The 23,145-nt window shown below is 59.3% G+C and carries 18 protein-coding genes and 3 pseudogenes; 7 read left to right on the top strand and 14 right to left on the bottom strand.

Going from position 1 to position 23,145, the window contains the following annotated elements; all coding sequences use genetic code 11:
- Positions 1-107: 107 nt before the first annotated feature.
- The gene (locus BHD06_RS14460; protein WP_080457686.1) at positions 108-2,618 is read right to left on the bottom strand and encodes a CoA transferase; all 2,511 of its coding nucleotides are present in this window, start codon (positions 2,616-2,618) and stop codon (positions 108-110) included.
- Between the two features lie 28 nt (positions 2,619-2,646).
- Complete coding sequence (locus BHD06_RS14455; protein ID WP_080457685.1) at positions 2,647-4,311, bottom strand: GMC family oxidoreductase; 1,665 nt, start codon at positions 4,309-4,311, stop codon at positions 2,647-2,649.
- A gap of 190 nt (positions 4,312-4,501) precedes the next feature.
- Here BHD06_RS14455 and BHD06_RS14450 point away from each other — a divergent pair, with 190 nt between their 5' ends.
- Both BHD06_RS14450 and BHD06_RS14445 read left to right on the top strand, forming a co-directional pair.
- The gene (locus tag BHD06_RS14450) at positions 4,502-5,407 is read left to right on the top strand and encodes a LysR family transcriptional regulator (protein WP_080457684.1); all 906 of its coding nucleotides are present in this window, start codon (positions 4,502-4,504) and stop codon (positions 5,405-5,407) included.
- Between the two features lie 278 nt (positions 5,408-5,685).
- Positions 5,686-5,877, top strand: a complete 192-nt coding sequence (locus tag BHD06_RS14445; protein ID WP_080457683.1) for a transposase — start codon at positions 5,686-5,688, stop codon at positions 5,875-5,877.
- Positions 5,878-5,958: 81 nt separating this feature from the next.
- Here BHD06_RS14445 and BHD06_RS14440 read toward each other — a convergent pair whose 3' ends face one another.
- Positions 5,959-7,173, bottom strand: coding sequence for a Hint domain-containing protein (locus BHD06_RS14440; protein WP_080457682.1), 1,215 nt, complete (start codon positions 7,171-7,173; stop codon positions 5,959-5,961).
- A 368-nt stretch (positions 7,174-7,541) separates the two neighbouring features.
- Between BHD06_RS14440 and BHD06_RS24040 the strand changes: the two are divergent.
- The 3 genes and pseudogenes from BHD06_RS24040 to BHD06_RS24355 form a co-directional block, all read left to right on the top strand.
- A pseudogene (locus tag BHD06_RS24040) lies at positions 7,542-7,688 on the top strand (transposase); the annotation flags it as partial.
- 208 nt (positions 7,689-7,896) lie between these two features.
- Positions 7,897-8,388 (top strand): DDE-type integrase/transposase/recombinase, encoded by a 492-nt coding sequence (locus tag BHD06_RS24360; RefSeq protein WP_080457681.1) that lies wholly within the window; start codon positions 7,897-7,899, stop codon positions 8,386-8,388.
- 70 nt (positions 8,389-8,458) lie between these two features.
- Positions 8,459-8,798: pseudogene (locus BHD06_RS24355) on the top strand (IS21 family transposase); the annotation flags it as partial.
- Positions 8,799-8,802: 4 nt separating this feature from the next.
- On the opposite strand, the gene BHD06_RS14425 reads toward BHD06_RS24355, so the two are convergent.
- Positions 8,803-9,231, bottom strand: coding sequence for a helix-turn-helix domain-containing protein (locus tag BHD06_RS14425; RefSeq protein ID WP_080457680.1), 429 nt, complete (start codon positions 9,229-9,231; stop codon positions 8,803-8,805).
- Positions 9,232-9,354: 123 nt separating this feature from the next.
- Here BHD06_RS14425 and BHD06_RS14420 point away from each other — a divergent pair, with 123 nt between their 5' ends.
- On the top strand, positions 9,355-11,637 hold the full coding sequence (locus tag BHD06_RS14420) for a heavy metal translocating P-type ATPase (protein WP_080457679.1): 2,283 nt from the start codon (positions 9,355-9,357) through the stop codon (positions 11,635-11,637).
- 271 nt (positions 11,638-11,908) lie between these two features.
- On the opposite strand, the gene BHD06_RS14415 is transcribed toward BHD06_RS14420, so the two are convergent.
- The 10 genes and pseudogenes from BHD06_RS14415 to BHD06_RS14370 form a co-directional block, all read right to left on the bottom strand.
- Positions 11,909-13,630, bottom strand: a complete 1,722-nt coding sequence (locus tag BHD06_RS14415) for a SulP family inorganic anion transporter (RefSeq protein WP_080457678.1) — start codon at positions 13,628-13,630, stop codon at positions 11,909-11,911.
- Between the two features lie 74 nt (positions 13,631-13,704).
- Positions 13,705-13,965, bottom strand: coding sequence for a helix-turn-helix domain-containing protein (locus tag BHD06_RS14410; RefSeq protein WP_080457677.1), 261 nt, complete (start codon positions 13,963-13,965; stop codon positions 13,705-13,707).
- 589 nt (positions 13,966-14,554) lie between these two features.
- Positions 14,555-15,505, bottom strand: a pseudogene (folE2, locus tag BHD06_RS14405) (GTP cyclohydrolase FolE2); the annotation flags it as partial.
- Between the two features lie 58 nt (positions 15,506-15,563).
- Positions 15,564-16,265, bottom strand: coding sequence for an RNA polymerase sigma factor (locus BHD06_RS14400; RefSeq protein ID WP_080457675.1), 702 nt, complete (start codon positions 16,263-16,265; stop codon positions 15,564-15,566).
- A complete protein-coding gene (locus tag BHD06_RS14395; protein ID WP_080457674.1) occupies positions 16,262-16,792 on the bottom strand; it encodes a plastocyanin/azurin family copper-binding protein in 531 nt (176 codons plus the stop codon). The genes BHD06_RS14400 and BHD06_RS14395 overlap by 4 nt, the downstream gene beginning before the upstream one ends.
- Complete coding sequence (locus tag BHD06_RS14390) at positions 16,789-17,208, bottom strand: hypothetical protein (protein WP_217805674.1); 420 nt, start codon at positions 17,206-17,208, stop codon at positions 16,789-16,791. The genes BHD06_RS14395 and BHD06_RS14390 overlap by 4 nt, the downstream gene beginning before the upstream one ends.
- A gap of 242 nt (positions 17,209-17,450) precedes the next feature.
- Positions 17,451-17,786, bottom strand: coding sequence for a transposase (locus tag BHD06_RS14385; protein WP_080457673.1), 336 nt, complete (start codon positions 17,784-17,786; stop codon positions 17,451-17,453).
- 112 nt (positions 17,787-17,898) lie between these two features.
- Complete coding sequence (locus BHD06_RS14380; protein ID WP_080457672.1) at positions 17,899-18,996, bottom strand: aminotransferase class I/II-fold pyridoxal phosphate-dependent enzyme; 1,098 nt, start codon at positions 18,994-18,996, stop codon at positions 17,899-17,901.
- Positions 18,997-19,011: 15 nt separating this feature from the next.
- Entirely contained in the window at positions 19,012-20,382 is a 1,371-nt protein-coding gene (locus BHD06_RS14375) for an FAD-binding oxidoreductase (protein ID WP_139784751.1), read from the bottom strand.
- Positions 20,383-20,459: 77 nt separating this feature from the next.
- Positions 20,460-22,016, bottom strand: coding sequence for an ABC transporter substrate-binding protein (locus BHD06_RS14370; protein WP_080457670.1), 1,557 nt, complete (start codon positions 22,014-22,016; stop codon positions 20,460-20,462).
- Between the two features lie 174 nt (positions 22,017-22,190).
- Between BHD06_RS14370 and BHD06_RS14365 the strand changes: the two genes are divergently transcribed.
- Positions 22,191-23,102: a LysR substrate-binding domain-containing protein gene (locus tag BHD06_RS14365; RefSeq protein ID WP_080457669.1), complete on the top strand. Its 912-nt coding sequence runs from the start codon at positions 22,191-22,193 to the stop codon at positions 23,100-23,102.
- The last annotated feature ends 43 nt before the right edge of the window (positions 23,103-23,145 follow it).

Raw genomic sequence — 23,145 nt, 5'->3', positions numbered from 1 at the left:
TCCATTCGACGTGACAGGTCCGAACCTGATGGACGATGCGGCGAGCCAAGGGCCCAGCACACTGCAATACGACGCAGGAAGCAGACTGCCCCCTTCGCCCCCGGCCCTTAACTGGGCAGGTATTCTGTACTCCAGCTTTCGCTGACCTGGTCGGATTTCAACATCCGCTCGATCGCGGCATCGGAATAACCGAGATCGCCAAGGATCGCGCGTGTGGAGGCACCGAATTTTTCGGTTGGCGGCAGGGTATAGACACGCCCGCGCACAGGGCGGACAGCATAGGGATCAAGTTGAACGATCTCATGCCCGCTGGGATGATCGGCGTACTGCGAGAAGGAATAGCTGCCTCGATCGGTGCCGGGCGTGCCGTCTGGGTCGCGCAGGTTTTCTGACCGCAGCGCCTCGATGTTGTGGCAGATAGCGCAGCCGATATCGGCCGCACGCAAGCGCTCTATCCATTTGGCCGCGGGATGCGATTGGAAGGCGCTGGCAAGGTAGGCGGCGCGCTCCTCTTCAGGAATATCAGGCAGGTTTTCGAGATCTTCGACTTTGCGGAATCGCGGCAGATCGGTCTCATAGGCGCTGAGCAGGATGTAAACGCCCGATGCGGTGCTGTAGAAGCGGCTGAGGGGATCGTAGCCGTTGACCTCGGGGCCGGACGGTTCATCGAACAGCCCGCGCCCGCGATAGTCATAGGCAAAGGGGATTTGCAGCAGCCCGCTATTGGCGCTGAGCGAGGTGCGCCCGCGCCCGATGCGTCCGAACCGGTGTTTTTGATAGAGCGCCGACGCCACCGCCAACGCGCCGCCAAAGCCGCACATCACGTCAATGGTGCCGACATGGGCGTGCTCCTCGGGGCGGTCCATCGCTCCGCCAAAACGCAGCATGATCCCGGTGGTGGCCTGCACCAGATCATCATAGCCGATGTAATCGGTGCGCACGCCGCGCCGCACGCCACTAAAGCAATCGAGTTTGCAGAAAACCGCTTCGGGGTTCAGTTTGCGCAGGCTCTCGGCGTCCAGCCCCATCCGTTTGATCTGACTGTCCGGCGCGTTCCAGAAGATCACGTCGACGGATTTCACCAGATCCTCCAACACCTTTCGTCCGTGTTCGGACTTGGCATCGGCAAGGATCGACTTCTTGCCGCGCCCTTGGCTCAGGCCATAGATCACGGTATTCCAGCTGTCATAAAGCGGTGTTGCCGGGTCGAGCTTGATCACCTCCGCGCCAAACCGCGCCAGATAGCTGGCAGCATGCGGTCCGGCGATCACGTTGCACATATCCAGTACGCGAACGCCTGACAGCCAGCCCTCTTGCGCGATCCCGTCTTCGGGGTCGGGGATGTCGGTGCGCAGCTTGCGCAGTACTTTCAAGGCCTCGGGCACCTCGACCCAGCGGCGCGGCGCGGGCGACAGCGCGTCTTCCCCGCTTTCCTCCATCCAGACCACCGGGCCGGGTTGGGTCATCTCGCCATAGATCGGGTCCCAGACGTCGATCATCAAACCAGACGCCTCGGCGTATTCGTCGTTGATCCACTCTTGCAGCCAACGCTGCGGTGCGCCCGGAATGCCCGCGCGCCCGAACATGCGCTTCCATTCATGCGAGGTTCGGGTCATGAAGACCTCTTTCATCCGCGCGGCGATCTTGTCGGCCCATTCCTTTGGCATCGGATAAACTCCGAGCGATGTGTCGGACACCCATTCGGACTGGGGTTTGTAGGTGTCGTCCTCTTCCTGCAGCCCCTCTTCGATCATCTCTTCGTACAGGCCGAGCACCTCAAGGCAGCGGCGCGCGTGATGCTTGTGGCTGGGGCAAACCACGTAGAACATCCGCCCGTCCTTGCACATGTAGCTGCGAAAGAACGGATCGAGCAGCTCCTGCAAGTCCTCATAGGACACGTTCATCGGCAGGCCCTCGACGCGGCGTCGCTCGATCTCGATCTCGCGTTGGGTCAGGTAGCGTTCGGGCATGTCCGACACCTTGATTGAGTTGTAGCACAACCCCTCCATCACGGCCGCCGCCAGCGGCACCTCGATCTGGTCGCCCAAGCCGGTCAACTGACGTGATTGCAGCGCCAGAACCGTCGCCGAGGCCGCGATCTGCGAGGCATAGGCGGATGACAGCGGCAGCGGCGAGAACGAGGGGTTCAACCCCATCAGAACGCGGTTCAGCCCCATGTCGGTAAACACGCCCGAACTCGCTGCCACCACGCTTTCAAAGGCCCGCAATTCGCGGTGCTCGGCATCGTTGGAGGCAAACCCCGGCAGGGACACAGTGATCAACTCGGGCCGCTCTTCGCGCATCGCCGCGAAATCAATGCCCAATGCAGCCAGCTTTCCGGGGCGGAAATTTTCGACAATGATATCGGCCTCGGCACAAAGCGCGCGGGCGTCGGCCAGCCCTTGGTCGGATTTCAGGTCAAGGTTCACGATCAACTTGTTTCGCATCAACGTGGCATTGGCCGGGCTGTCCCACATCGGCCCCTCCGGCGGGTCGATATGCACAACCGTGGCGCCCAGATCACCCAGCAGCATCGCAACGGCGGGCCCGGCGATGTATTGACCGAAATCGACCACTTTGACCCCAGTCAAGGGAAGGTTTGAGAACGAGTTGCGCATGTTTCCTCCGATTGACAAACGCGCCGGCCTATTGGCCTGCAAGGATCCACCGAGCTGCCTTTTCCGCGATCATCAAGGTCGGGGAATTGGTGTTGCCGCTGGTGATTTCGGGCATGATCGACGCATCCACAACGCGCAGCCCCGACACGCCCTTGAGCCGCAGATGCGGGTCGAGCACAGCCGTGTCATCGCCGTCTTTCCCCATTTTGACCGTGCCAACCGGATGGAAGATCGTATTGGCAATGTCGCCGGCCAGTTTGGAAAGGTCCTCGTCGCTTTGATACTGAAGGCCCGGCTTGTGTTCTTCTGGGTAATAGGGCTGCATCGCGGGCTTCGACATAATCTCGCGCACTTGGCGCAGGCTGTCGGCTGCAACCTTGCGGTCATCCTCGGTGGCCAGATAGTTGGGCGAGATCATCGGCGCATCGCGGAAGTCGTTTGAACGAATGCGCACATGGCCCCGACTCGTGGGGTTGAGGTTGCAAACGCTGACTGTGATCGCCGGGAAATCGTGCAGATCTTCGCCAAAAGCTTCGAGGCTCAGCGGTTGCACATGGTATTCCAGATTGGCATGCGACCGGGAGGGATCAGAGCGCGTAAACGCGCCCAGTTGACTTGGCGACATGCTCATCGGGCCGGACCGTTTCAACAAGTATTCCGCACCAATCATCGCCTTGCCAAACATGTTGCCCGCAAGGGTGTTGAGCGTACGCGTGCCCTTGACCTTGTAAACTGCACGGATCTGTAGATGATCTTGAAGGTTTTCGCCCACCCGCGCGTCGCGCAGCACCTCTATCCCGTGCTGCTGCAACAGCGCAGCCGGACCAATCCCCGAGAGTTGCAGGATTTGCGGCGAGTTGATCGCTCCGGCCGACAGAATTGTCTCACGGCTGGCTGACACAGACACGGTCTGACCCTTGCGGTTGACCCGCGCCCCACAGCACCGCAGTGCGCCACTTTCATCCCTACCAAAGGTCAGCTTCTCAACCTGTGCCTCGGTCCAGACCGTCAGGTTGGGCCTTGACTTCGCCGGCCGCAAAAAGGCCTTTGATGTATTCCAGCGCCAGCCCGACCGCTGATTGACATCGAAATAGCCAACCCCGGCATTGTCTCCGCTGTTGAAATCGTCGGTTTTTTCTACCCCTGCCTGCGCGGCGGCATCGGCAAAGCTATCAAGCACGTCCCACCGCAGGCGCTGCTTTTCCACCCGCCATTCGCCGCCATGGCCGTGCAAGTCGGAAAACCGGCTATTGTCCCCGGTCTTCGGGTCGGCTCCGCCATCCAGCTTGTGATGGTCCTCATGGGCCATGAAATCACGTAAGGAGTTGCCCCAGTTCCAGGCCTCTTCCCCGCTCAGCTTGGCCCAATTGTCGTAGTCACGCGCCTGCCCCCGCATGTAGATCATGCCATTGATCGACGAACAGCCGCCAAGGGTTTTGCCGCGGGGATAGCGCAGGATCCGGCCATTCAGGCCCTTGTCGGCCTCGGTGTTATACATCCAATCGGTGCGCGGGTTTCCGATGCAATACAAATAGCCAACGGGAATGTGAATCCATGGGTAGTTATCGACCTTCCCGGCCTCCAGCAGCAGCACCCGGTTGCCTGGATCGACGCTCAGCCGGTTGGCAAGCAGGCAGCCCGCCGACCCTCCGCCGATCACTATGAAATCGAAATCTTCCCCGACCACTGACATCTTGGCACACCCTCCTGCTTGTTCAACGGCATCGAAGAAAGCACCAGCCCCCGTTGTTCCGCCCCTTAACCGGGACGAGATGTCAGCGGTGCGATACGTTCCTCCCTGCGCATCAACTTATGGAGGTTTAGAAAGCCAAAAGACACATTCCTAATGACATAATTTTCAACCTGATATTAAATCTGATAATATGAAGAGATTGTTTAACCCCAACAATATCTTGGCCTTTGTGACCGTGGCACGAGAAGGGAGCGTTTCGCGCGCTGCGGAACTTCTGCACCTCACCCAGCCAGCCATCAGCCACCAGATCAAGCGATTGAGCGAGGAAACCGGAATCACCTTGTTCCGGCGCACCCCGCACGGGCTTGATTTGACTGAGGATGGAAAAGCCCTGCTGCCCAAGGCCGAACAAGTTCTGAACGCCATGGCCGATCTGCGACGCAGCGCCAGCACGCAAAGCGGCCAGATATCGGGCAAGCTGCGGATCGGCACCATCGTGGATCCCGAATTCATCCGCCTTGGCAAATTGCTGAGCAGTCTGAAAGAGAACCATCCTGAGATTGTCACCGAACTCGTTCATGGGGTCAGCGGCGAAATCCTCGACAAATTGAAACGCCAAACAATCGACATCGGCTTTTATCTCTGCGCACCCGAAGAAATTGGCGAAATCCCGTCGGAACAGCCCCTTCAGACCCTGAAACTGGCTCAATTTGACTATCGCATCATCGCCCCCGTCGGCTGGGAGACGCGGGTCGGCGATGCGTCCTTGGCCGAACTTGCGGCGCTTCCCTGGATCGGGACAACGGCGGTGTCGGTCCACAATCGTCTTTTGACCAGGATATTTTCCCGTCACGGCGTCGTGCAGAATTCCGTGGCGCTGGTCGACCACGAGGCGTCGATGCTGGAAATGGTGCGTTCCGGCGTTGGGCTTAGCCTTTGTCGTGAGTCCATCGCGTTGCACCAACGTCAGGCCTACGGGTTGACCGTCTGCGAAACCCAGAGAATTCCTGCCTGCCTATGCGTCCTTGCCTTGGAAGCGCAGAAAGAGGCGCCGGTCATGGCTGCGCTTTTCGATCAACTCAAAGCGGTCTGGTAGATTTGACTGAAGGTTTTATTGTTGCTTTGGAGTAGAGCGTACCATTGGCCTCCCGAACGTGAAGGCTCGTTAATAGAAGCATCGAGAAACAAGTTCGGAACCAATGTCTTGGCGGCTTATTTTGCAGAGCCCCGTTTACGCCAAACTTGCCAGCGGTGCCAAGCTCTGTCATCGGCGCAGTGGGCTCTGAGCAGATTTCCGGTATGGCTGCACGGAGCCTGCTTTCGCAGACGATCTGGATGTCGGCATTCAACATCAACGCATAACTCGATGAATTCCTGGCCAGACCAGAGTGTCGCATCCATGTGATCCAGCTGCCGCCCGACTGCCCACATCTGAACCCGATAGAAAGGTTGTGGGCCATCATGCACCAACACGTGACACAAAATCGGCACGATCCAAGCCAAGAGCAGTTCGCGAATGCGATCCTAATGGTCTTCCGCGAAACTATTCCCAACGAGTGGGAATAGTTTCGCGATCAGGTGTCAGACAACATCCGGGTCATCAACTACGACAAATTTCGGATTACGGCGTAGCTGCGTTATAAATCATCAGGCGATTTTTTGCACGCCTAGACGCGCACAGATTGACGGTGGCAAAAGCCGAGCTGAAGAGATCCGAGGACGAGCCATTTCAATGATAGTGCGTTCCTCTCCATAAAGGTCCACATATTCTGCGTAATTATCAAATCCCCGGCGCTCAATATAATCCACATAGGTTTCAGCAGCAGCCCCGTTGGCGAGCACAACGTTATGATCCTCGGTCTCGATATGATAATAAGTGACTTTCTGAGGCAGGTCTTCCACCCTTTCAAAAACAATGGTTGTGCCGTTGACTAGCGCGCCGGCGTTGATCGCAAGTTCATCTATGATCAACGCATGATCCGCCGTAACCAAGAGATCGGTATGAGGTAAGTTATTTCCAAGCGCGCCAGCCTTTACCCGCACAGGCACAAAACGTTCTTTAGGGGTGAAAACCTTGTGCACGGTTTGGCGCCCCATCCATTTGACCGGGACAGTGGTGCCTGCGGCGGTTAGAACCATGTCACCAATTTCAAGCGCTTCAACGGCGCATTCCCCATCTGGTGTCGCGATGCGCGTTCCAGCGGCAAAGCAAACCATAGTAAAGTCCTGTCCGGAGAGGAAGGCAGACGGGTCTTCAAGGAACTCATCATACTCCTCTTGAGTCATCTCAATGCTGGCCGTTACTTTCGTTTGTAATACCCCAGCTGCACCATTCTCCAGATGCAACTTGCCGTCGCGAAAGGCGTCGAGGGGGTTAAGAATACTACCGTCGTCTAGCTGCCAGTTGCCGTCTCCCAAGTTCATTTGGTCACCAGCCTCCATCCCCGTAACATTAAAGTTTACAACGGATGCGATCCCGACATCAGGGTCATCGTACGTAAAAGACCCTGCATCTGCGCCAGAAAAGTTGACGTCGTAGCTGTTCAGACCGTTCAGTGCAGTCACGGTGGATCCGTCAAGGGTGGTATGACTGTTATCTTCAATATTGAAAGTGAAGTTGTTAAGCGCGGGAACGTTTAGAAGTCCTTGATCAATCGTCAGATTAGCGCCGCCTGTAGAAGTAAATGTGGGTGCAGAGAGAGCTTGAACTCCAGCGATACTTCCAACCTCTACATCGACCCCGTCGACAATTAGTTCTGAGCTCCCCAAAGCGGTAATGTTAATAACATCGCCATCGTTCGCATTCAGACTATCAATAGTGACCGTTGAATTGTTCAGTAGATCTACAGAGATTATCGCCATTTACTTTTTTCCTAAAGTTAAAGGTTTTTCGGGCCTAGTTATGTGGTGCAACCATAGGTTAATGCGATGCCGCCATAGGTTGCATACTCCCTGAGTTCCGACTGCTAATCAAGTGTTTTCGACGTCAGGCCGATTGATGACGGTTGGCTGCGTGTTTCGTGGATAATAAAACGGCACGGTTTAGTAATCTGATGAGTTGCCGCCCGGTGGGATGGGCCCAGAAACCGCACGTAGTGGGGACGGATCTGGCCCAAACCGTGCGGGCCGTCGAATTGGATCGCGCAACCCTGCCGCAGCTTTCCAGAGGTGGCCGGAGAAATTCAGACCATTTGTTAAGGTGGATCGCATGACGCGAGAGACGATCAAAAATGACAAAGAGAAAGACACATACGTCTGAGTTCAAGGCGAAGGTCGCGCTCGAAGGGATCCGAGAAGAGATGACGCCGGCCGAGTTGGCGAAGAAATATGGCGTGCATCCAAACCAGATCAGCACATGGAATCGTGCGGCGATCGAGAACATGGCCACGGCGTTCACCCGGCGGGGTGCTGATCCCGGGAAGGGGAACGCGGCGGAGATCGAGAAGCTGCATTCGAAGTTCGGGCAGCTGGTGATGGAACGGGATTTTTGGCCAATGCCTCGGTTCAGCTGCTCGGGACGCGTGGCAGAAAAAGGTGAGCAAGGATCATGTCCTGAGCCAGCGACGGCAATGCACGCTGCTGTAAATGTCGCGCGCGACGCTGTATTGTCGCTCCAAAGGCGACAGCGCCGAGAACCTGGCCGTCATGGAGATCATCGACAAGCCGTTCTTGGATACCCTGTGGTATGGCTCTCACCAGATGGCGCGGCACATGAAGCGGCAGGGTCACAAGTGTGGCCGTCATCGTGTGCGGCGCCTGATGCGCGTGATGCGGTTGGTGGCGATCTACCAGAACCAGGTCTGGTGCGCCGACACCACCTATATCCGGATGGAGCGGGGGTTCCCGTATCTGGTGGCCACCATGGTCCGGTATAGCCGCAAGGTGCTGGCTTGGCAGCTGTCGAACACGCTCGACGCGGATTGCTGTGTCGCAGCGCTGAAAGACGCGTTGACCACCTATGGCCCGCCGGAGATCTTCAACACCGATCAGGGATCGCAGTTCACCGGCAGCGACTGGATCGATGAGCTGAAGGAGGCCAAGGTGAAGATATCGATGGATGGCAAGGGCCACTCATAGAGGCCGATAGTGAAGGAGTAGTTGTCCTCGGCATCGGCAGTAATCCGACCTTGCCATCGCGCAAAAGGACGCCGCGCGCGGACCCGAACAGGACGTCATTTTCCGGCAAGTCCACACGCCGGGCAGGATCGGCCTGTCGGATTTCACCGCTATGGGAAAACTGGGCGTGTCCGTGGCGGGTGAGCCGCTGAATCATCGACTGTACCACGTTCGGCGTGCCGCACGACCATCGCAGCGACAGCCAGTCGGCGGCCTCCAAAAACCTGGACAAATCCGCCCGGACTGACCTCACCGACCGGTTCGATGCCCTGCGTCGCCATTATGGCATGACGCCAACGCGTAACAACAAGGGCGTTGCGCATAAGAATGGCACCATCGAAAGTCCTAATGGCCAGCCGAACAGTGCGATCGGTATCAGGCGCTCGGCGGATCGTGATCGGCAAGGCACTCCTCGTGGTCACGCAACACTTCGAGGATGCGGCAGTCCGCGACCCGGTCGGCACTGCACTCGCTGATCATCCGGCGCAGCTCGATGCGCAGCGCTTCGAGCCGGGCAATGCGGTCCTCGACCTCCTTCAGCTGCCTCTGCGCCACCGCATCGACCTGCGCGCAGGAGCGTTCAGGGCTGTCCGAGAGGTCGAGCAATTCCCGGATCGCGTTGAGCGAAAAGCCCAACTGCCGCGAGTGTCGGATGAAAGCCAGGCGGTCGAGCTCGACATCGCCGTAGCGACGCTGGCCGCCCTCGGTCCGGCCGGGTTCGGGCATCAGGCCGATCTGTTCATAGTAGCGGATCGTCTGCACCTTGGTGCCGGTCCGCCGTGCCAATATGCCGATGGAGAGCATGTATCCTGTCCTTTTGTCGTTTCGATAGAGGCGCGCGCGGAAAACCTCATTGCGGGGCTTGAACCTACAGTTGCTGTAGATCGTATATCAAAACCCGACTGGGAATCACAACGGAGTGCCATCATGGCGGACGGAAGCGCAGGGCAACGCGAGTGGCAGGTGACGGGCATGGATTGCGGGTCCTGCGCCGCCAAGGTGCGCGGCGCGGTCGAACGCCTGCCCGGCGTCGGCGATGTCGATGTCGCGCTGATGGCCGAGCGGCTGCGCGTGACCTTGGACGAGGCACGCACATCTCCCGAAGATGTCGAGAAGGCAGTGCGTGGGGTTGGCTTCGGCATCGCGGTCAAAGGGGCACGGCCCGAGAAGCCGAGGGGCGGCTTCGTCCTGCCCGACGGAGCCTTCCCGGTAGCGGCAGACTCGCCGGAGCCGGAGGATGAGGCGGCGGATGCGGCACAACCGAGTGACACGCCGTCATGGTATCAAGCAACGAAGGGCCGGCTGGTGATCGGCACTGCGGCGCTGCTCGCCGCGGCCTGGGCATCGAACCTTTTCCTGCCCACTGGCATCGCGCATTGGGCCTTCGTGCTCGCCACCCTGATCGGGCTGATCCCGGTGGCCCGGCGGGCGTTCGCGATGGCCCGTGTAGGCATGCCCTTCACCATCGAGATGCTTATGACCATCGCCGCCGGCGGTGCGCTGGCGATTGGTGAGCCGGAAGAGGCGGCGTTGGTCGTCTTCCTCTTTGCTGTGGGCGAGCTGCTGGAAGGTGTCTCGGCCGGCAAGGCGCGCGACAGCATCCGTGCGCTCTCCAAGCTGGTGCCGAAGACCGCGCGGCTCGAAGTCGAGCCCGGAACCCGCGACGTGCCGGCCGACACGCTACGCGTTGGCCAGATCGTGCAAGTCCGCCCCGGCGACCGCGTGCCCTGCGATGGCGAGGTCGTCGATGGCGTCTCCGGCGTCGATGAAAGCCCGGTGACGGGAGAGAGCGTGCCGAGCCTAAAGGAACCTGGCGGCGAGGTCTTCGCCGGGTCGATCAACACCGAGGCGCTGCTGCGCGTGTGCGTCACGAAGGCCGCGGAGGACAACACCATCGCCCGCATCGTGCGCCTCGTCGAAGAGGCCGAAAGCGCGCGTGCGCCGACCGAACGCTTCATCGACCGGTTCAGCCGCGTCTACATGCCCGCCGTGGTCGGCGCGGCGGTGCTGGTCGCGGTCGTTCCGCCGCTGGCCTTCGGGCTGGCCTGGGAGGAGTGGATCTACCGCGCGCTGGCGCTGCTGCTGATCGGCTGCCCCTGCGCGCTGGTGATCTCGGTGCCCGCGTCGATCACCTCGGCGCTTTCGACCGGGGCGCGCAGCGGCCTGCTGATGAAGGGCGGTGCGGTGATCGAGGCGGCGGCGCGGACCACGCATGTCGCCTTCGATAAGACTGGCACATTGACGCAGGGCAGACCCCAGGTGACCGACCTGTCTGTGCTGGAGGGGGACGAGGCGGGCCTGCTGGCGCTCGCCGCCGGTGTCGAGAGCGGTGCCAGCCATCCGCTGGGCCGGGCGATCTGCGCCGAGGCCGACCGGCGCGGCGTCACCGCAGCTGTCGCCTTCGACGGGCGGGCGCTGCCCGGCAAGGGCGCGCAGGCCATGATCGACGGCGCGCTGGTCTGCGTCGGCTCACCCCGGCTGGCGGAGGAACGTGGCGCACTTGGCGACGCCGTGCGCAGCCGCGTGGCCGCACTGGAATCCGAAGGCAAGACCGTGGTGATCGTGTTGCGCGCGGACCTGCCCCAAGGCCTTATCGCGCTGCGGGATGAACCGCGCGATGACGCGGCAAACGCGGTCGCGCAGCTGCGCACGCTGGGGGTTTGCCCGATCATGCTGACCGGGGACAATTCCCGCACCGCGCGCGCCATCGCCAAGGGGCTTGGGATCGACCATCACGCCAACCTGATGCCCGAAGACAAGGTCGCCGCGATCCGCGACCTGACCTCTGACGCGCGGGTCATGATGATCGGCGACGGGATCAACGATGCGCCGGCGCTGGCCGCGGCACATGTCGGCGTCGCCATGGGCTCGGGCACTGACGTGGCGCTGGAGACGGCCGATGCGGCGATCCTGCGCGACCGCGTCACCGATGCGCCTGCCACCATCCGTCTTGCCCGCGGGACCATGGTCAACATCCGCCAGAACATCGCCATCGCGCTCGGGCTGAAGGCCGTTTTCCTCGTCACCACACTGCTCGGAATCACCGGCCTCTGGATCGCGATCCTCGCCGACACCGGTGCCACCGTGCTGGTCACGATGAACGCCCTACGGCTGCTTTTCTTTCGGCCGTCCGGCTCGTCCGAGACGACCGGGCAAGCCAATCCAGACATCGTAAGCGCCCGTGCCGAACACGCATCCGCGACGACCTGAGACGTCCGTCATGACCGTCGTCCCGTTTCCGACTTGAGTGTGCGCTCCCAGATCCGTGTCCAGGCGACCCGTTCGGCGGGCCGCACCAGCCCGTCCCGCTCCATCCGTCGCAGAAGATGCAAGATCCCGCTGTTGCTCATCCTGAGGGCATCGCGGAGCTCCGCCTGAGTCCGCGGTCGTTCAAGAGCCTCGAGAACATAGCGTCGCCGCGCCTCAGCCCGGCTGTTTCTTCGCCGTGCCGGGCGACGTGTTTCCCAGCCGGATGCAGGCATCAGGCCGCTCCCCGATCAGTCGTCGGGACATCGCGGACCTGAGTGAGAGCCGTGTCGATCGTGGTGGCATAGTGGGCCACCGGTGGCTTCAGGCCGTGGGTGGCAAGGACACGCTGGCTGTCGCTGGTTGCGCCCGTAAGCCAAAGCGCGACACCTTTCTTGCGCGCCTTGTGGGCAAGTCCCTCGATCATGTTGGCGCCCGTCGAATCGAGGAATGGCACGGATGAGAAGTCGACGATCAGCGCCTTGTGGGTGTCCTGGATGCGATCGAGCACAGACCCGATGGAGGCGGTCGCTCCGAAGAACAGGGCGCCGGTGATCCGGTAGATGACTACGTCGGGGTTCTGGGCGTCGTCTTCATGGTATTCGCCGCGCGGGTGGGCGGTGTCGGCCTCGTCCCGACCGACAAAGACACCGTCTGTCACAACACCTGTTGTCCGGCTCATGCGATGAATGAAGAGGACCGACCCAAGTGCGAATCCGACGACGATGGCCTCGGTCAGATCGCGGAAAATGGTCAGGAAAAAGGTGACGCCCAGCACCGTCGCCTCGCCCCAACCCGATCGGACGAGGATCGCGATGGCTGATTTTTCGATCATGTTCCAGGCCACGACGGCCAGCACACCGGCCAGCGCGGCCAGCGGGATGTATGAGGCGAGCGGCGCGGCAACCAGCATGAACAGGAGCAGGAATACGGCGTGCAGCATCCCGGCCACCGGACCATGCGCCCCGGCCCGGACATTTGTCGCGGTGCGCGCGATGGTGCCCGTCACGCAGAAGCCGCCGAAGAGGGATGACCCGATGTTGGCCGCGCCCTGCGCCACGAGTTCGCAGTTCGACCGATGGCGGCGCCCGGTCATGCCGTCGGCGACGACGGCGGAGAGCAGCGACTCGATGGCCCCCAGCAAGGTGAAGGAGAGTGCCGCCGGGAGAACCGCGAGGACGCTTTCCGTCGAGAAAGGGGGCAGGTCCGGTGCCGGAAGCGACGAGGGGATGCCGCCGAACTTTGTGCCGATGGTCTGCACCGGCAGCGTGAATATGGCGGTCGCTGTGGCGGCAAAGCCGACGGCGATCAGCATCCCCGGCCAGTGCGGGCGCCAGCGTCGCACCACGAGGATCACGGCGACCGTCGCCGCGGAAACGCCGAGCGCGGCTGGCGTCAGGCTCGATCGTGCGGCCCAGAGCGCGGGGACCTTTTCCAGGAGTTCGCCCGGCTCATGCTCCAGCGCGAGGCCAAACAGCTCCCTGACTTGACTGGCGAAAATGATCACCGCGATTCCGGCGGTGAACCCGACCGTGACCGGATAGGGGATGAACTTGATGAAGGCACCAAGCCTCAGAAAGCCGGCGGCGGTCATCATCAGCCCCGACAGGAACGTGGCGAGGATCAGCCCCTCCATCCCGTGCTGTGCCACGGTTGCGGCAACCAGCACGATGAAAGCGCCGGCCGGGCCACCGATCTGGAAGCGCGATCCACCCAGAAGCGAGACCAGGAAGCCGCCGACAATGGCCGTGTAGAGCCCCTGTGCCGGCGTCGCGCCGGAGGCTATGGCGATGGCCATCGAGAGCGGCAGCGCGACAATCGCCACGGTCAGTCCGGCGATGGCGTCTGCGCGCAACTGCACCGGGCCATAGCCTTCGCGAAGGATGGTGAGGAGTTTAGGGGTGAAGAGCTCGGCGAAACTGGGAGCGTCGCTCAGTTTGGTGGTCTGTTTTTTCATCTGTGGCCGCACCTTGTAAGGTTGCGGCGGGATCGTCGGCCTGGTGTCGGCGGTCGCCGTCGCGGGTTGAGGGGTCAGTGTTTCGAGGAAGGCATCTTCAGTCGCACGCCCCGTCCGCTTGCTGTGCTGACAGAGCCTTCGCCGATCAGTTCGATACCGGCGAATTCAAGCGCCTCGACGACTTTGGTGAGGCTGTCCACGACACCGCGCACATTGCCGCTGCCGGCCTCCATGCGCTGGATGGTCGGCACCGAGAGGCCGGCCAGCTTGGCCAGTGTCTTCTGGTCAATGCCGATCAGCGCGCGTGCCGCGCGCATCTGCGGACCTGTGATCATTATGTATATCCTGTATATGATATGAGATATTTAGACAATAATTACTGATATGTAAAACATCATTTTTAACAGGTGCCCATGGCATCAAGAATAGGAGGCCCGATCCAACGATTTTAGCGCCTACCGTCGAAATGACTGTCGCCTCCAAGCGTAGTAGAATGGATCGAACGGGTGAAGTCAGAGGTGCAACTGGACGCATGCAATCAAGGCCCTGTCGGCAGCGAAAGCGCCCGATGTGCAGCTACACGAAAGCCTTGGCGGTTATCATGAGCACATCGTCCACCACCCCGGCGTGAAACAACCCGCGTTGGTTGGTGAAATCGACAAACGTAGCGGCCGGGCCGCCCGGGACAGGCAGCGCGCCTGACACGTATAGGATCGAGCCCCCGCTTTCGAAAGGGATGAGCAGGTAGAGCGCGCCCGCTTAGCGGGCATCACTCGCGAATTAATTTTCGCTTACTCGAGTTTGGAGAGCTGACGTTCGTAGCGGATGGCGTCAGCCTCCGGTTTGCGGGATACCTGTCTTTCGATGATGAGCTACGCTCGTCACAAGAGCACCATGCACACGGCACCATCAGGTCGAAATCGGTCAACCGGCCCGCGCGATCGACGCCAACAAGTCCGGGTCCATGCTGCCGGAAACAAAGCTCTCCCCCGCCGTAAGGACGCTGACGGCATCGTGGCTGTGCAGGCTCTCCTGGTGACTGGCGATGATCCGAAAATCGCCGACCCTCACATCCTTCTGCAACGGCTCGCAAAACAACCGGGCGGCATCCTCGACGAAGATCGGATTGGCGGCATTCAATTCGGCGAATGCCTGTTCATCCTCACGCTTGACCATGACTTGGGTTTCGGTCGGCACGGCCGCCCGGGCCATGTCGATCAGGTCCTCGAACCACAATTGCTTTTCGCCAACGACCTCGACCGAAATACGCGCCACCGAGCGCTGCGAATGCGGCGTTGCCAATTGCCCGCGCACCTGCCTCGCATGTTCGCTGAGTTCCAGTGAACACGGGCAGGTCGAGGAATAGGCGTAGTCGAGATGCACGAACCGTTGCCGCAAGTCGTTCACCTCCGAGAGTTCCATGGCGAGACCGTAGTATTGATACCCCTTCAGGCCCGACCGCAGCGATGGCACCGTGAGCGGGTAGGAAAACCGCAGTTGCAACCGGGCATCGTCGCTTTCCAGATCGCCAAGATAGTCGTCAAGCACCGCCGACATCGTATCAAAGTTGAAAACTGACTCCGCATGCCGATAGAAACTGCGCATGATGCGGGACATGTTGATGCCCTTCTTCCCGGCATCCAGCCCGACGGTGCCACTCACCGATACCTGCAATGTTGTCTCGCCGCCGTCGCGGCACGTGAACCTCAGTGGCAGGCGGAAGTTGGAGATGCCGACATGCTGCAGCTTGCGGCGTGCGCCCCGGATCAGCGAGGCGGGGCCGTTCTGCAAATCGGGCATTGAGGCGCGATAGGCCGCATCGGGCGTGAAGTCCCGCGGATAGTCGCGATTGAGCACGCGATAGCCTTGGCCCTCTGCGGTGTCGCCCGCCTTCGCGGCGCTGGCGATCAATCTTGGAAATGCCGATCCCATGTCAGAGCCTCCCCTGGTCCTTGAGTGTGCCGACGACCCGGTCGGCCATGTGAACGCAGCGCTGGCCGTCGAAGGGAAAGATCGTCTCGAACCCGCCGCGTGCCTGTTCTTCCAGCGCTGTCCTCAGCCGACGTCGCGCACGAAAGAGCCGCGTTTTTACTGTGATCGGGTTGATTTCCAGCGCCTTGGCGGTTTCGGCGGTGCTCAGCCCCTCGGTTTCGCGCAGGATGAAGACCAGTCGAAGGTCGGGCGGCAGATCGGCGACCGCTTTTTCTGTGAGGGCACGGATCTGTGCCCGGCCAAGGGTCGCCTCGACCGGTTCGCCGCCCTGCCCGGGAAAGGCGAGGATTTGGGATGCGTCATCTTCGGTCACGGTATCATATACCTCGTTGGGATGATCGCGGCGGCGCTGCATTTTCGCGACGTTGATGGCGATCCGCGTGATCCAGGTTGTAAAGCGCGCTTCCTCGCGAAAGCTGTCCAGTTTGGCAAAGGCGGCGAAATAGGCATCTTGCACCACGTCCTCTGCTTCGGCATCGCTGGCGACGATACCACGGGCGACCCGAAACAGCCGGGGATTCAGCCGACGAATCAGTTCACGCACCGCGGCTTCACGGCCATCGCGTGCGCCCCGGACCAGGTCGGCCTCGGGCGTGGTTGCATCGGGCACCGGGGCATGCAGGCGGTTCAACTGTGATGTCATGGCCTGTCCTCCATGCCGATACGGCCATTCGCGAGAATAGCGTCAACGGTCGGAAGCGCCGCAAGCACCTCGTTAGAGATGTCGTCGCGATCCCCGGAGGGACCTTCCCATCCAGCGCTATCCGGCGTGCCGACGACGATCCTACCGATCATGGCCGCCATCTCGTGCGGGATGCAATAGTAGTCGTAGATGCCTGGCACCGTCAGCGTGATCTCGAAGCTTTCGGCGGGCAGGAGGTAGTCGCTGTTCCAAGGCTCGGCAGAGGCCGGTATGCGCCTTGCCCTGCCGAAGATCTGCGGATGATAGGTGGTCGCGGTATGGCTGTTTCCCGGATCGCGGTTGGTGAACCGCAGCGTGGTGCCCGGGGCGACCGCAAGGCCGATCGGATCGAACCAGATCCGCTCACCGCGGGACGTGCCGCGCATTTCGATCTCTACCCTGGCATGTGCCAGGGCCAGGAAAGGGTTCCCGAGGGCGGCGGTGACGCCGCCCCCGAGAAGTATGATACGACGGTTTATGCGGGTCATTGTGCAAGTCGCCCTTTGGCATCCGCGTCATGGAAGAGCACGACATGCGCATGCGGCTTCTCGACGCCCGGATGACCGGCATTATAGTAGATGTCGACTGAACTCACCTCGTGAGAGCCGATCCCGAGCCCGTCATAGGCCGTCCCCGCCTGCAGGTCTTCCAGCGGGGTCATGTAGATCGTGGCCGAAAGCGTGCCGTCATGGTCGTAGGATAGGAACGGGCCTGCCGGCAGGTTTTCGGGATTGACGAACAGCGTGCCCAATCCCGGGATAAACTCGGGAAGCGGCAGCACGTCGCTGACCTGCACATAGGGCTCACCCGGAGGCGCCTGCCGCAAGGCCTCTTCGTCGTGGGCAATTGCAAGCGTCGCGGAGGCGAAAACAAGGCTCGAGGCCAGCAGGATATGCTTGATCATGGTGGGGTCCTTTTCCAATTTTCAACCGGTGCGATTTCTCGTCACCTGGCCATTGGATGCAGCAGGACCGCAAAGGTTCCCGAAATTCGCGCGCAGTTTGGAAAACCAGAGGTCCGTTTGGGCCCCTGCACCGCCAGTTCTTTCGAAAGGGCAAAGAGATGAGGCTGCAGCAACGGGTAATGTCCCGGGAAATGGTGTAGGAACTGGCGTCCACCCGCTTCTTGGTAGCTGGTGTCGCTCGTTCACTGGGCGGCGATCATCGTCGCCGTGTCCGCATCGTTGCACATGGCGGTCAGCTTTTTCACCGGCATGTAGCGGCGGGAGACGGCCCACTCGTCATTTTGTTCCAGCATCAGCGCGCGGACGGGGTGGATGACGGCCTCACGATTGGGAAAGATGCCGACGATGTTGGTGCGCCGCTTGATCTCCTTGTTGATGCGCTCCAAGGAATTGGTGCTGTGCAACTTCGAGCGCAGGCTCTCGTCGAACGCCGTGCAGGTCAGCACATCGTGCTTCGCCTCGTCCATCCGCTTGGCGACATCGCGAACCTCAAGATGTCCACTTTCGATGATGGACATCTACCAGACACCCTATCGCACCGTCACAGCGCCGAAACCGGCCCCCCTACCGGCGTGAGCCGGTAGGGGGTGAGTTTCAGAATTAGGAATCCGGAAATGTCATGGTAAACACCTACAGGGCATTCAAGAATGCATCGTTTTCAGCAGGTGTACCTACGGTGACGCGCGCCCAGTTTTCGAAAGGCTCTTCCAGCCACGCTTTGATCAACACGCCTTTGGTGCGCAGTTTTTCGGCCAAAATTTTGGCCGACGCACCGGTATCAAAGAACACAAAGTTGGTTTGAGACGGGGCGCATTTGTATCCCTTTGAGGTTAAAGCAGTAGCAACCCTTTCTCGTTCCCTCGTTGCGAGACCGACGGTTTTGTCAAGATGTGCCCGATCGCCAATAGCCTCAGATGCGCCGCAGGCTGCCATGGCGTTCACGCCGAACGGATTGCGCGTTTTCATAAATGCAGCAACGAGCTGTGGGTCACTTGCGATACCGTATCCTACACGCGCACCTGCCAGACCGTAGGCTTTCGAGAATGTGCGCAAGATGATAGAAGGCTTTCCGGCGTCGTCCAATATTTGCAGTGCGTTGAAACGTTTGCTGCTTTCAATGAATTCGGCGTAGGCTTCATCAAAACAAATAAGGGTGGCGGGGTCTGTATCTGCGATCACCTGTCGGAATTCCGTTTCCGAAATGGCGGGACCTGCGGGGTTGCTGGGAGAGGAAAAAATCAAAACGCGTGGCTTGGATCGTAATGCCTCACGCAGGCCATCTACGGGAAAAGACCAATCCGCGTTGAAATTGACCTTGGTGACTGTTGCGCCAAACATCTGCGCGCCAAATTCGTGAAGGCCGAAGCTGGGGCAGATTGTGACAACTTTATCTTCAGGGCGGATGACAGCCCGGAAAAGCGCACCAATGAGGTCTTCGGACCCGTTGCCGACGATGACGCGATCCGCCTGCGTGCCCATCGAGCGGGCGATCAAATCGCGCAACGCGGTATTGGCCGCATCAGGGTAACGACCGACACCCGTTGCCGCGTCCTGCATGGCCTTGATTGCCAAAGGTGAGGGGCCCATCGGGCTTTCATTGCTGTCAAGTTTCGCCAGACAATCAACGCCGTATCTTGCCTTGAACTGATCCAAAGCAAGGCCTGCATTATAGGTGGGAAGCTGAGCAACCTCTTTGCGGATCAGATCACTGGGAAGGGAAGCAGGCATTGGAGTTCCTATTTGTTAAAGATCGAAAATTTTGCCGGGGTTCATGATGTTGTCGGGGTCGATGGCCTTTTTGATGCGGGCCATGACGCCAAGGGCAGGGCCGTGCTCTGCTTGCAGATAGGGCTTTTTCCCCAAGCCGACGCCGTGTTCACCGGTGCAGGTGCCGCCCATTTCAATCGCCATTTCAACGAGACTGGAATTGATGTGGCGCGCTTCGCGGACTTCGGTTTCACTTTCAGGGTCGTAGAGCAGAACGAGATGAAAATTCCCGTCCCCGACATGACCCACCAAGGGGGCTTGAATAGAGGTCGTTGCGATGACCTCTTGGATTGCGCTGACACAGGCGGGCAGTTGTGAGATCGGCACGCAAACGTCAGTGGATATCCCTTTGATGCCAGGGCGCAACGCCCGCGCGGCATAGAGAGCGTCATGTCGGACCCGCCAGATGCGGGTGGCGTCATCGGCAGTTGTCGCGCGGTCAATCTGCCGTGCTGTCTCTGCTAGGCCCTCAAAGGTGGCCATATCATTCTCAACCGTTGCGGGCGATCCGGTCATTTCCACCCAAATCGTGGGGCATTCAGGGAGGGCCGTGTGGGAGTATCGGTTGGTCGCTTGCATTTGCAGCGTGTCGGCCAGCTCTATCCGGTTGAGCGCAAGGCCGCATTGCAACGCCATCACAACTGTTTCCGTGGCATCTTCGATTGAGTTGAAACTACACATGGCGGTTTGTGTCGCTTCCGGAATTCCAAACAGGCGCAGGCTTAATTCCGTTATGATACCCAATGTGCCTTCTGATCCGACAAACAATCGCGTCAGATCGTAGCCCGCAGATGATTTTCGGGCGCGGCTTCCGGTACGAATGATTTCGCCATCGGGCATAACGACGGTGAGGCCCAGAACAAGATCGCGCATGGAGCCATAGCGCACTGTTGTCGTACCAGAGGCACGCGTTGCCGCCATCCCACCCAAGCTTGCATGCGCGCCCAGATCGACCGGAAAGAACAACCCGGTCGCGCGCAGATGTTCGTTCAATGCTTGACGGGTGACGCCGCATTGCACGGTACAATCCATGTCTGCATCATGTACCGAGATAACCTTGTCCATCGCCGACATATCAATGCTGATTCCGCCGTGTGGCGCGTGAATTTGCCCCTCCAGAGACGACCCCGCGCCAAACGGTATGACAGGCACATGGTGCTTGGTGCAGGCGCGCAATACGTCAGACACCTCTTGGGTTGTGTGCGCCATAACGACGGCGTCAGGCCATGCTGCGGGCAGATGGCTTTCTCCGCTGCCATGTTGTTCACGTGCTGCGTTCGATGACAGGACGCGATCTGCGAACTGGACCCGCAAAACATCAAGAAGGGCGGGGAGGTTATTACGCATTTCTATGGGTTCCCGGTGGTTTGAAAGCGCTTGCGGGCCGCGATGAAGCGCGGCCCGCAACATGTGTGGTTCATATTTTAGGCGTTGAACCACCAACGCTCTGCGCAGCGGTCGCCGTCCAGATCCCAGTCGCCTGAGATTGCGTCGCCGGTGGAGACCTTGTTGGATTTCGCATCAAGGATGTCCGCCCAAACGGGGGCAATCATGCCTCCATTATCGCTGACAAGCATCTGGCACTCTGCATAAAGGGCACGGCGCTTGGCTTCGTCTTTTTCCGAACGCGCGGCAGTCAATGCAAGGTTGAATGCGTCATTATCCCAGTTGGTTTCGTTGTAATCGCCCCGGGATTCACGTGAATAGGCCAGCGTCAGCATGAGATCTTCAGTCGCACGGCCAGACCAGCGTGATGCAAAGAAGGGTTTTTTCATCCAGATGTTGGACCAGTAGCCATCGTCAGGTTCACGCGAGACGTTGATTGTGATGCCTGATGCAGAGGCGTGTTCACTGAACAATTGGGCGGCCTCAACCGCACCTGTGAAGGGTGTGTTCGACGCGTGCAACGTGGTCGTCAATCCTTCGGCCCCGGCGGCTTTCAACAGCGATTTCGCCTGCTCAGGATCATATTCATTCTGTACCTGATCCGGGTCATAGTACGGGTAAGCGGAGGAAATAGGTTGGTCGTTGGCAATCGAGCCATACCCGTTCAGCATCTTGTCGACCATGTCCTGACGGTTGATCGAGAGCTTCATCGCTTTGCGCACACGAACATCGGAAAACAACGGATCGGTTGTGAGCATGCTAAAGGCGTAATGCACCTTTCCCTGTGTCTGAAGCAGGTCAATACCGGGCAACATGGACAATAGGTTGGCTGTGGTCGGGTCGACCGCGTTCATCACATCAATTTGCCCGGTTTGCAGCGCGGTCGTCCGCGCGTTCACGTCGCGAATGGCCAGCATTTCAACTGAGTCAAAATGACCGCGGCCTTCTTTCCAGTAGTTGGGATTCTTGCGAACGACAGATTTCACTCCGGGTTCATAAGATTCCAGAATGTAAGGACCAGTGCCGATGCCTGCGTCAAAGTTCGTGTCGCCTGCGGGAACGATATACAAACAAGTCACCGACAAAAGGGCGGGAAAACCTGCATTGGGCTTGTCCAGGGTGAAGGTTACTTCGTTTGGTGCCGTCGCCTTGACGTCACTGATGACAGAGACGAGGGATTTGACCTGTGAATACGACGCCTCTCCACGGTGGAGGTTGATCGAGAAGACAACATCATCCGCGTCCATCGTCTTGCCATTATGGAACTCTACCCCTTCGCGAATCTGGAACGTCCAGACTGTCAGGTCGTCATTTGAATCCCAGCTGGTCGCAAGCTCGGGCACCAGAACGCCGCCTGCGCCTACCTCGACCAGGTTGTTACGAATTTGCCATTGGAGGTTCTGCATGAAGGATGTTTCGGTTGCTTGCGGATCAAGCGTTTCACCGGAATCAAATCTGCCGTTGCCAATGCGCAATGTGCCGCCTTGCGAGGGTGTCGCTGCGCGGAGCGGTTGGCCTGAAACCCCCAGAAGGGTCGTTGCACCAAGTGCGCTGGCGCCGAGCAACAGGTTGCGTCGGTTTGTTGTAAAAGTCATGGATGATCTCCTGCTGGATTATGTGGCCCTTGAGGGCGAACGTTTTCTTGCTGGCTGCTATTATGTCTACGCTTAATACGGTATGGGGCAACATTACGGGTGACAAATCAGTTTTGGAGAGTTACTGTTTAGTATCGCTGGCGTAACGTTGCAAAACAGGCTATTTGGGGCAAAATGCGATCTAATCTGCCACCTTTACGTGCATTGCAAGCATTTGAAAGTTTCGGGAGGCTTGCATCGGTCAACGGAGCTGCACAAGAATTAGGCGTTACTCCGGGCGCGATCAGTCAACAGCTCAAATTACTCGAAGATCATTTGCAAATGCAACTCATCATGAAAGATGGGCGGCGTGCCTCATTGGTGCCCAAGGCAAGATCCTACCATCTCGTTGTCTCCGAAGGATTTGAAAAGCTACGGCGCGCTCAGACGCTATTGGCGCAGCAAAAATCCTCATTGGACATTAACGTTTCGGGGTTGCCGACACTCTTATTGAAATGGCTGCAACCTCGATTGCACAGTTTCGAAGCGCGTAGTGAGGGGGTCTCGATCAGGTTGGAGGCAACCCATGAAGAGCCGGAGCCGGCATTTCTTGATCACATGTTCCGTCTGACCTATGGCAAGGTTTCGAATGTATTTCCACATGCGCGCGCATTATTTCATGATGTGTGCTTTCCGGTTTGTTCACCTGAGTTTTTAAAAAACAATCCCGAGGCACTTGAACCGTCAAAACTGGCTGACCTGCCGTGGGTTGATATTGATTGGGGCCCGTCCTTTACCTCTGTGCCCAAGTTGGGGACATGGCTTGCCGCGCAAGGTCTTCCCCAGCCAACGCGAAAGCCCACCAGCATACATTCGCTATCCGGCTCTGCGCTGGAATCCGTGGTAAGCGGGCAGGGAATTGCCTTGGCGCAATCGTCCTTTGCGTCTGTTGATATCGGGTTGGGACGTTTGATCCGGATATCTCAGGAATCGATCGAAATGCCCGAACCTTATTATGTCTGCTGGGGGGCGGCGATGCTGGAAAAGGAAAAACCCCGAGAGTTTCTAAATTGGCTTCTGGCGGAAGCAAAAAATGTAAACGGTTAGAAAATCTAAACAATAGGCCGTGCAGCCTCGGTTTTTTTGAAGC

It is taken from the genome of Roseovarius sp. A-2 (genome assembly GCF_002072155.1).
Classification (GTDB): domain Bacteria; phylum Pseudomonadota; class Alphaproteobacteria; order Rhodobacterales; family Rhodobacteraceae; genus Roseovarius.
The sequence above is the reverse complement of the archived record's forward strand: the minus strand, read 5'-3'. Positions and strand labels throughout refer to the sequence as shown.

What these genes read in the sequence shown, in the direction of transcription:
- BHD06_RS14460 (WP_080457686.1), bottom strand. Translation starts at nt 2,618, where the DNA reads ATGCGCAACTCGTTCTCAAACCTTCCCTTGACTGGGGTCAAAGTGGTC.
- BHD06_RS14455 (WP_080457685.1), bottom strand. Translation starts at nt 4,311, where the DNA reads ATGTCAGTGGTCGGGGAAGATTTCGATTTCATAGTGATCGGCGGAGGG.
- BHD06_RS14450 (WP_080457684.1), top strand. Translation starts at nt 4,502, where the DNA reads ATGAAGAGATTGTTTAACCCCAACAATATCTTGGCCTTTGTGACCGTG.
- BHD06_RS14440 (WP_080457682.1), bottom strand. Translation starts at nt 7,173, where the DNA reads ATGGCGATAATCTCTGTAGATCTACTGAACAATTCAACGGTCACTATT.
- BHD06_RS24360 (WP_080457681.1), top strand. Translation starts at nt 7,897, where the DNA reads ATGTCGCGCGCGACGCTGTATTGTCGCTCCAAAGGCGACAGCGCCGAG.
- BHD06_RS14425 (WP_080457680.1), bottom strand. Translation starts at nt 9,231, where the DNA reads ATGCTCTCCATCGGCATATTGGCACGGCGGACCGGCACCAAGGTGCAG.
- BHD06_RS14420 (WP_080457679.1), top strand. Translation starts at nt 9,355, where the DNA reads ATGGCGGACGGAAGCGCAGGGCAACGCGAGTGGCAGGTGACGGGCATG.
- BHD06_RS14415 (WP_080457678.1), bottom strand. Translation starts at nt 13,630, where the DNA reads ATGAAAAAACAGACCACCAAACTGAGCGACGCTCCCAGTTTCGCCGAG.
- BHD06_RS14410 (WP_080457677.1), bottom strand. Translation starts at nt 13,965, where the DNA reads ATGATCACAGGTCCGCAGATGCGCGCGGCACGCGCGCTGATCGGCATT.
- BHD06_RS14400 (WP_080457675.1), bottom strand. Translation starts at nt 16,265, where the DNA reads ATGACATCACAGTTGAACCGCCTGCATGCCCCGGTGCCCGATGCAACC.
- BHD06_RS14395 (WP_080457674.1), bottom strand. Translation starts at nt 16,792, where the DNA reads ATGACCCGCATAAACCGTCGTATCATACTTCTCGGGGGCGGCGTCACC.
- BHD06_RS14390 (WP_217805674.1), bottom strand. Translation starts at nt 17,208, where the DNA reads ATGATCAAGCATATCCTGCTGGCCTCGAGCCTTGTTTTCGCCTCCGCG.
- BHD06_RS14385 (WP_080457673.1), bottom strand. Translation starts at nt 17,786, where the DNA reads ATGTCCATCATCGAAAGTGGACATCTTGAGGTTCGCGATGTCGCCAAG.
- BHD06_RS14380 (WP_080457672.1), bottom strand. Translation starts at nt 18,996, where the DNA reads ATGCCTGCTTCCCTTCCCAGTGATCTGATCCGCAAAGAGGTTGCTCAG.
- BHD06_RS14375 (WP_139784751.1), bottom strand. Translation starts at nt 20,382, where the DNA reads ATGCGTAATAACCTCCCCGCCCTTCTTGATGTTTTGCGGGTCCAGTTC.
- BHD06_RS14370 (WP_080457670.1), bottom strand. Translation starts at nt 22,016, where the DNA reads ATGACTTTTACAACAAACCGACGCAACCTGTTGCTCGGCGCCAGCGCA.
- BHD06_RS14365 (WP_080457669.1), top strand. Translation starts at nt 22,191, where the DNA reads ATGCGATCTAATCTGCCACCTTTACGTGCATTGCAAGCATTTGAAAGT.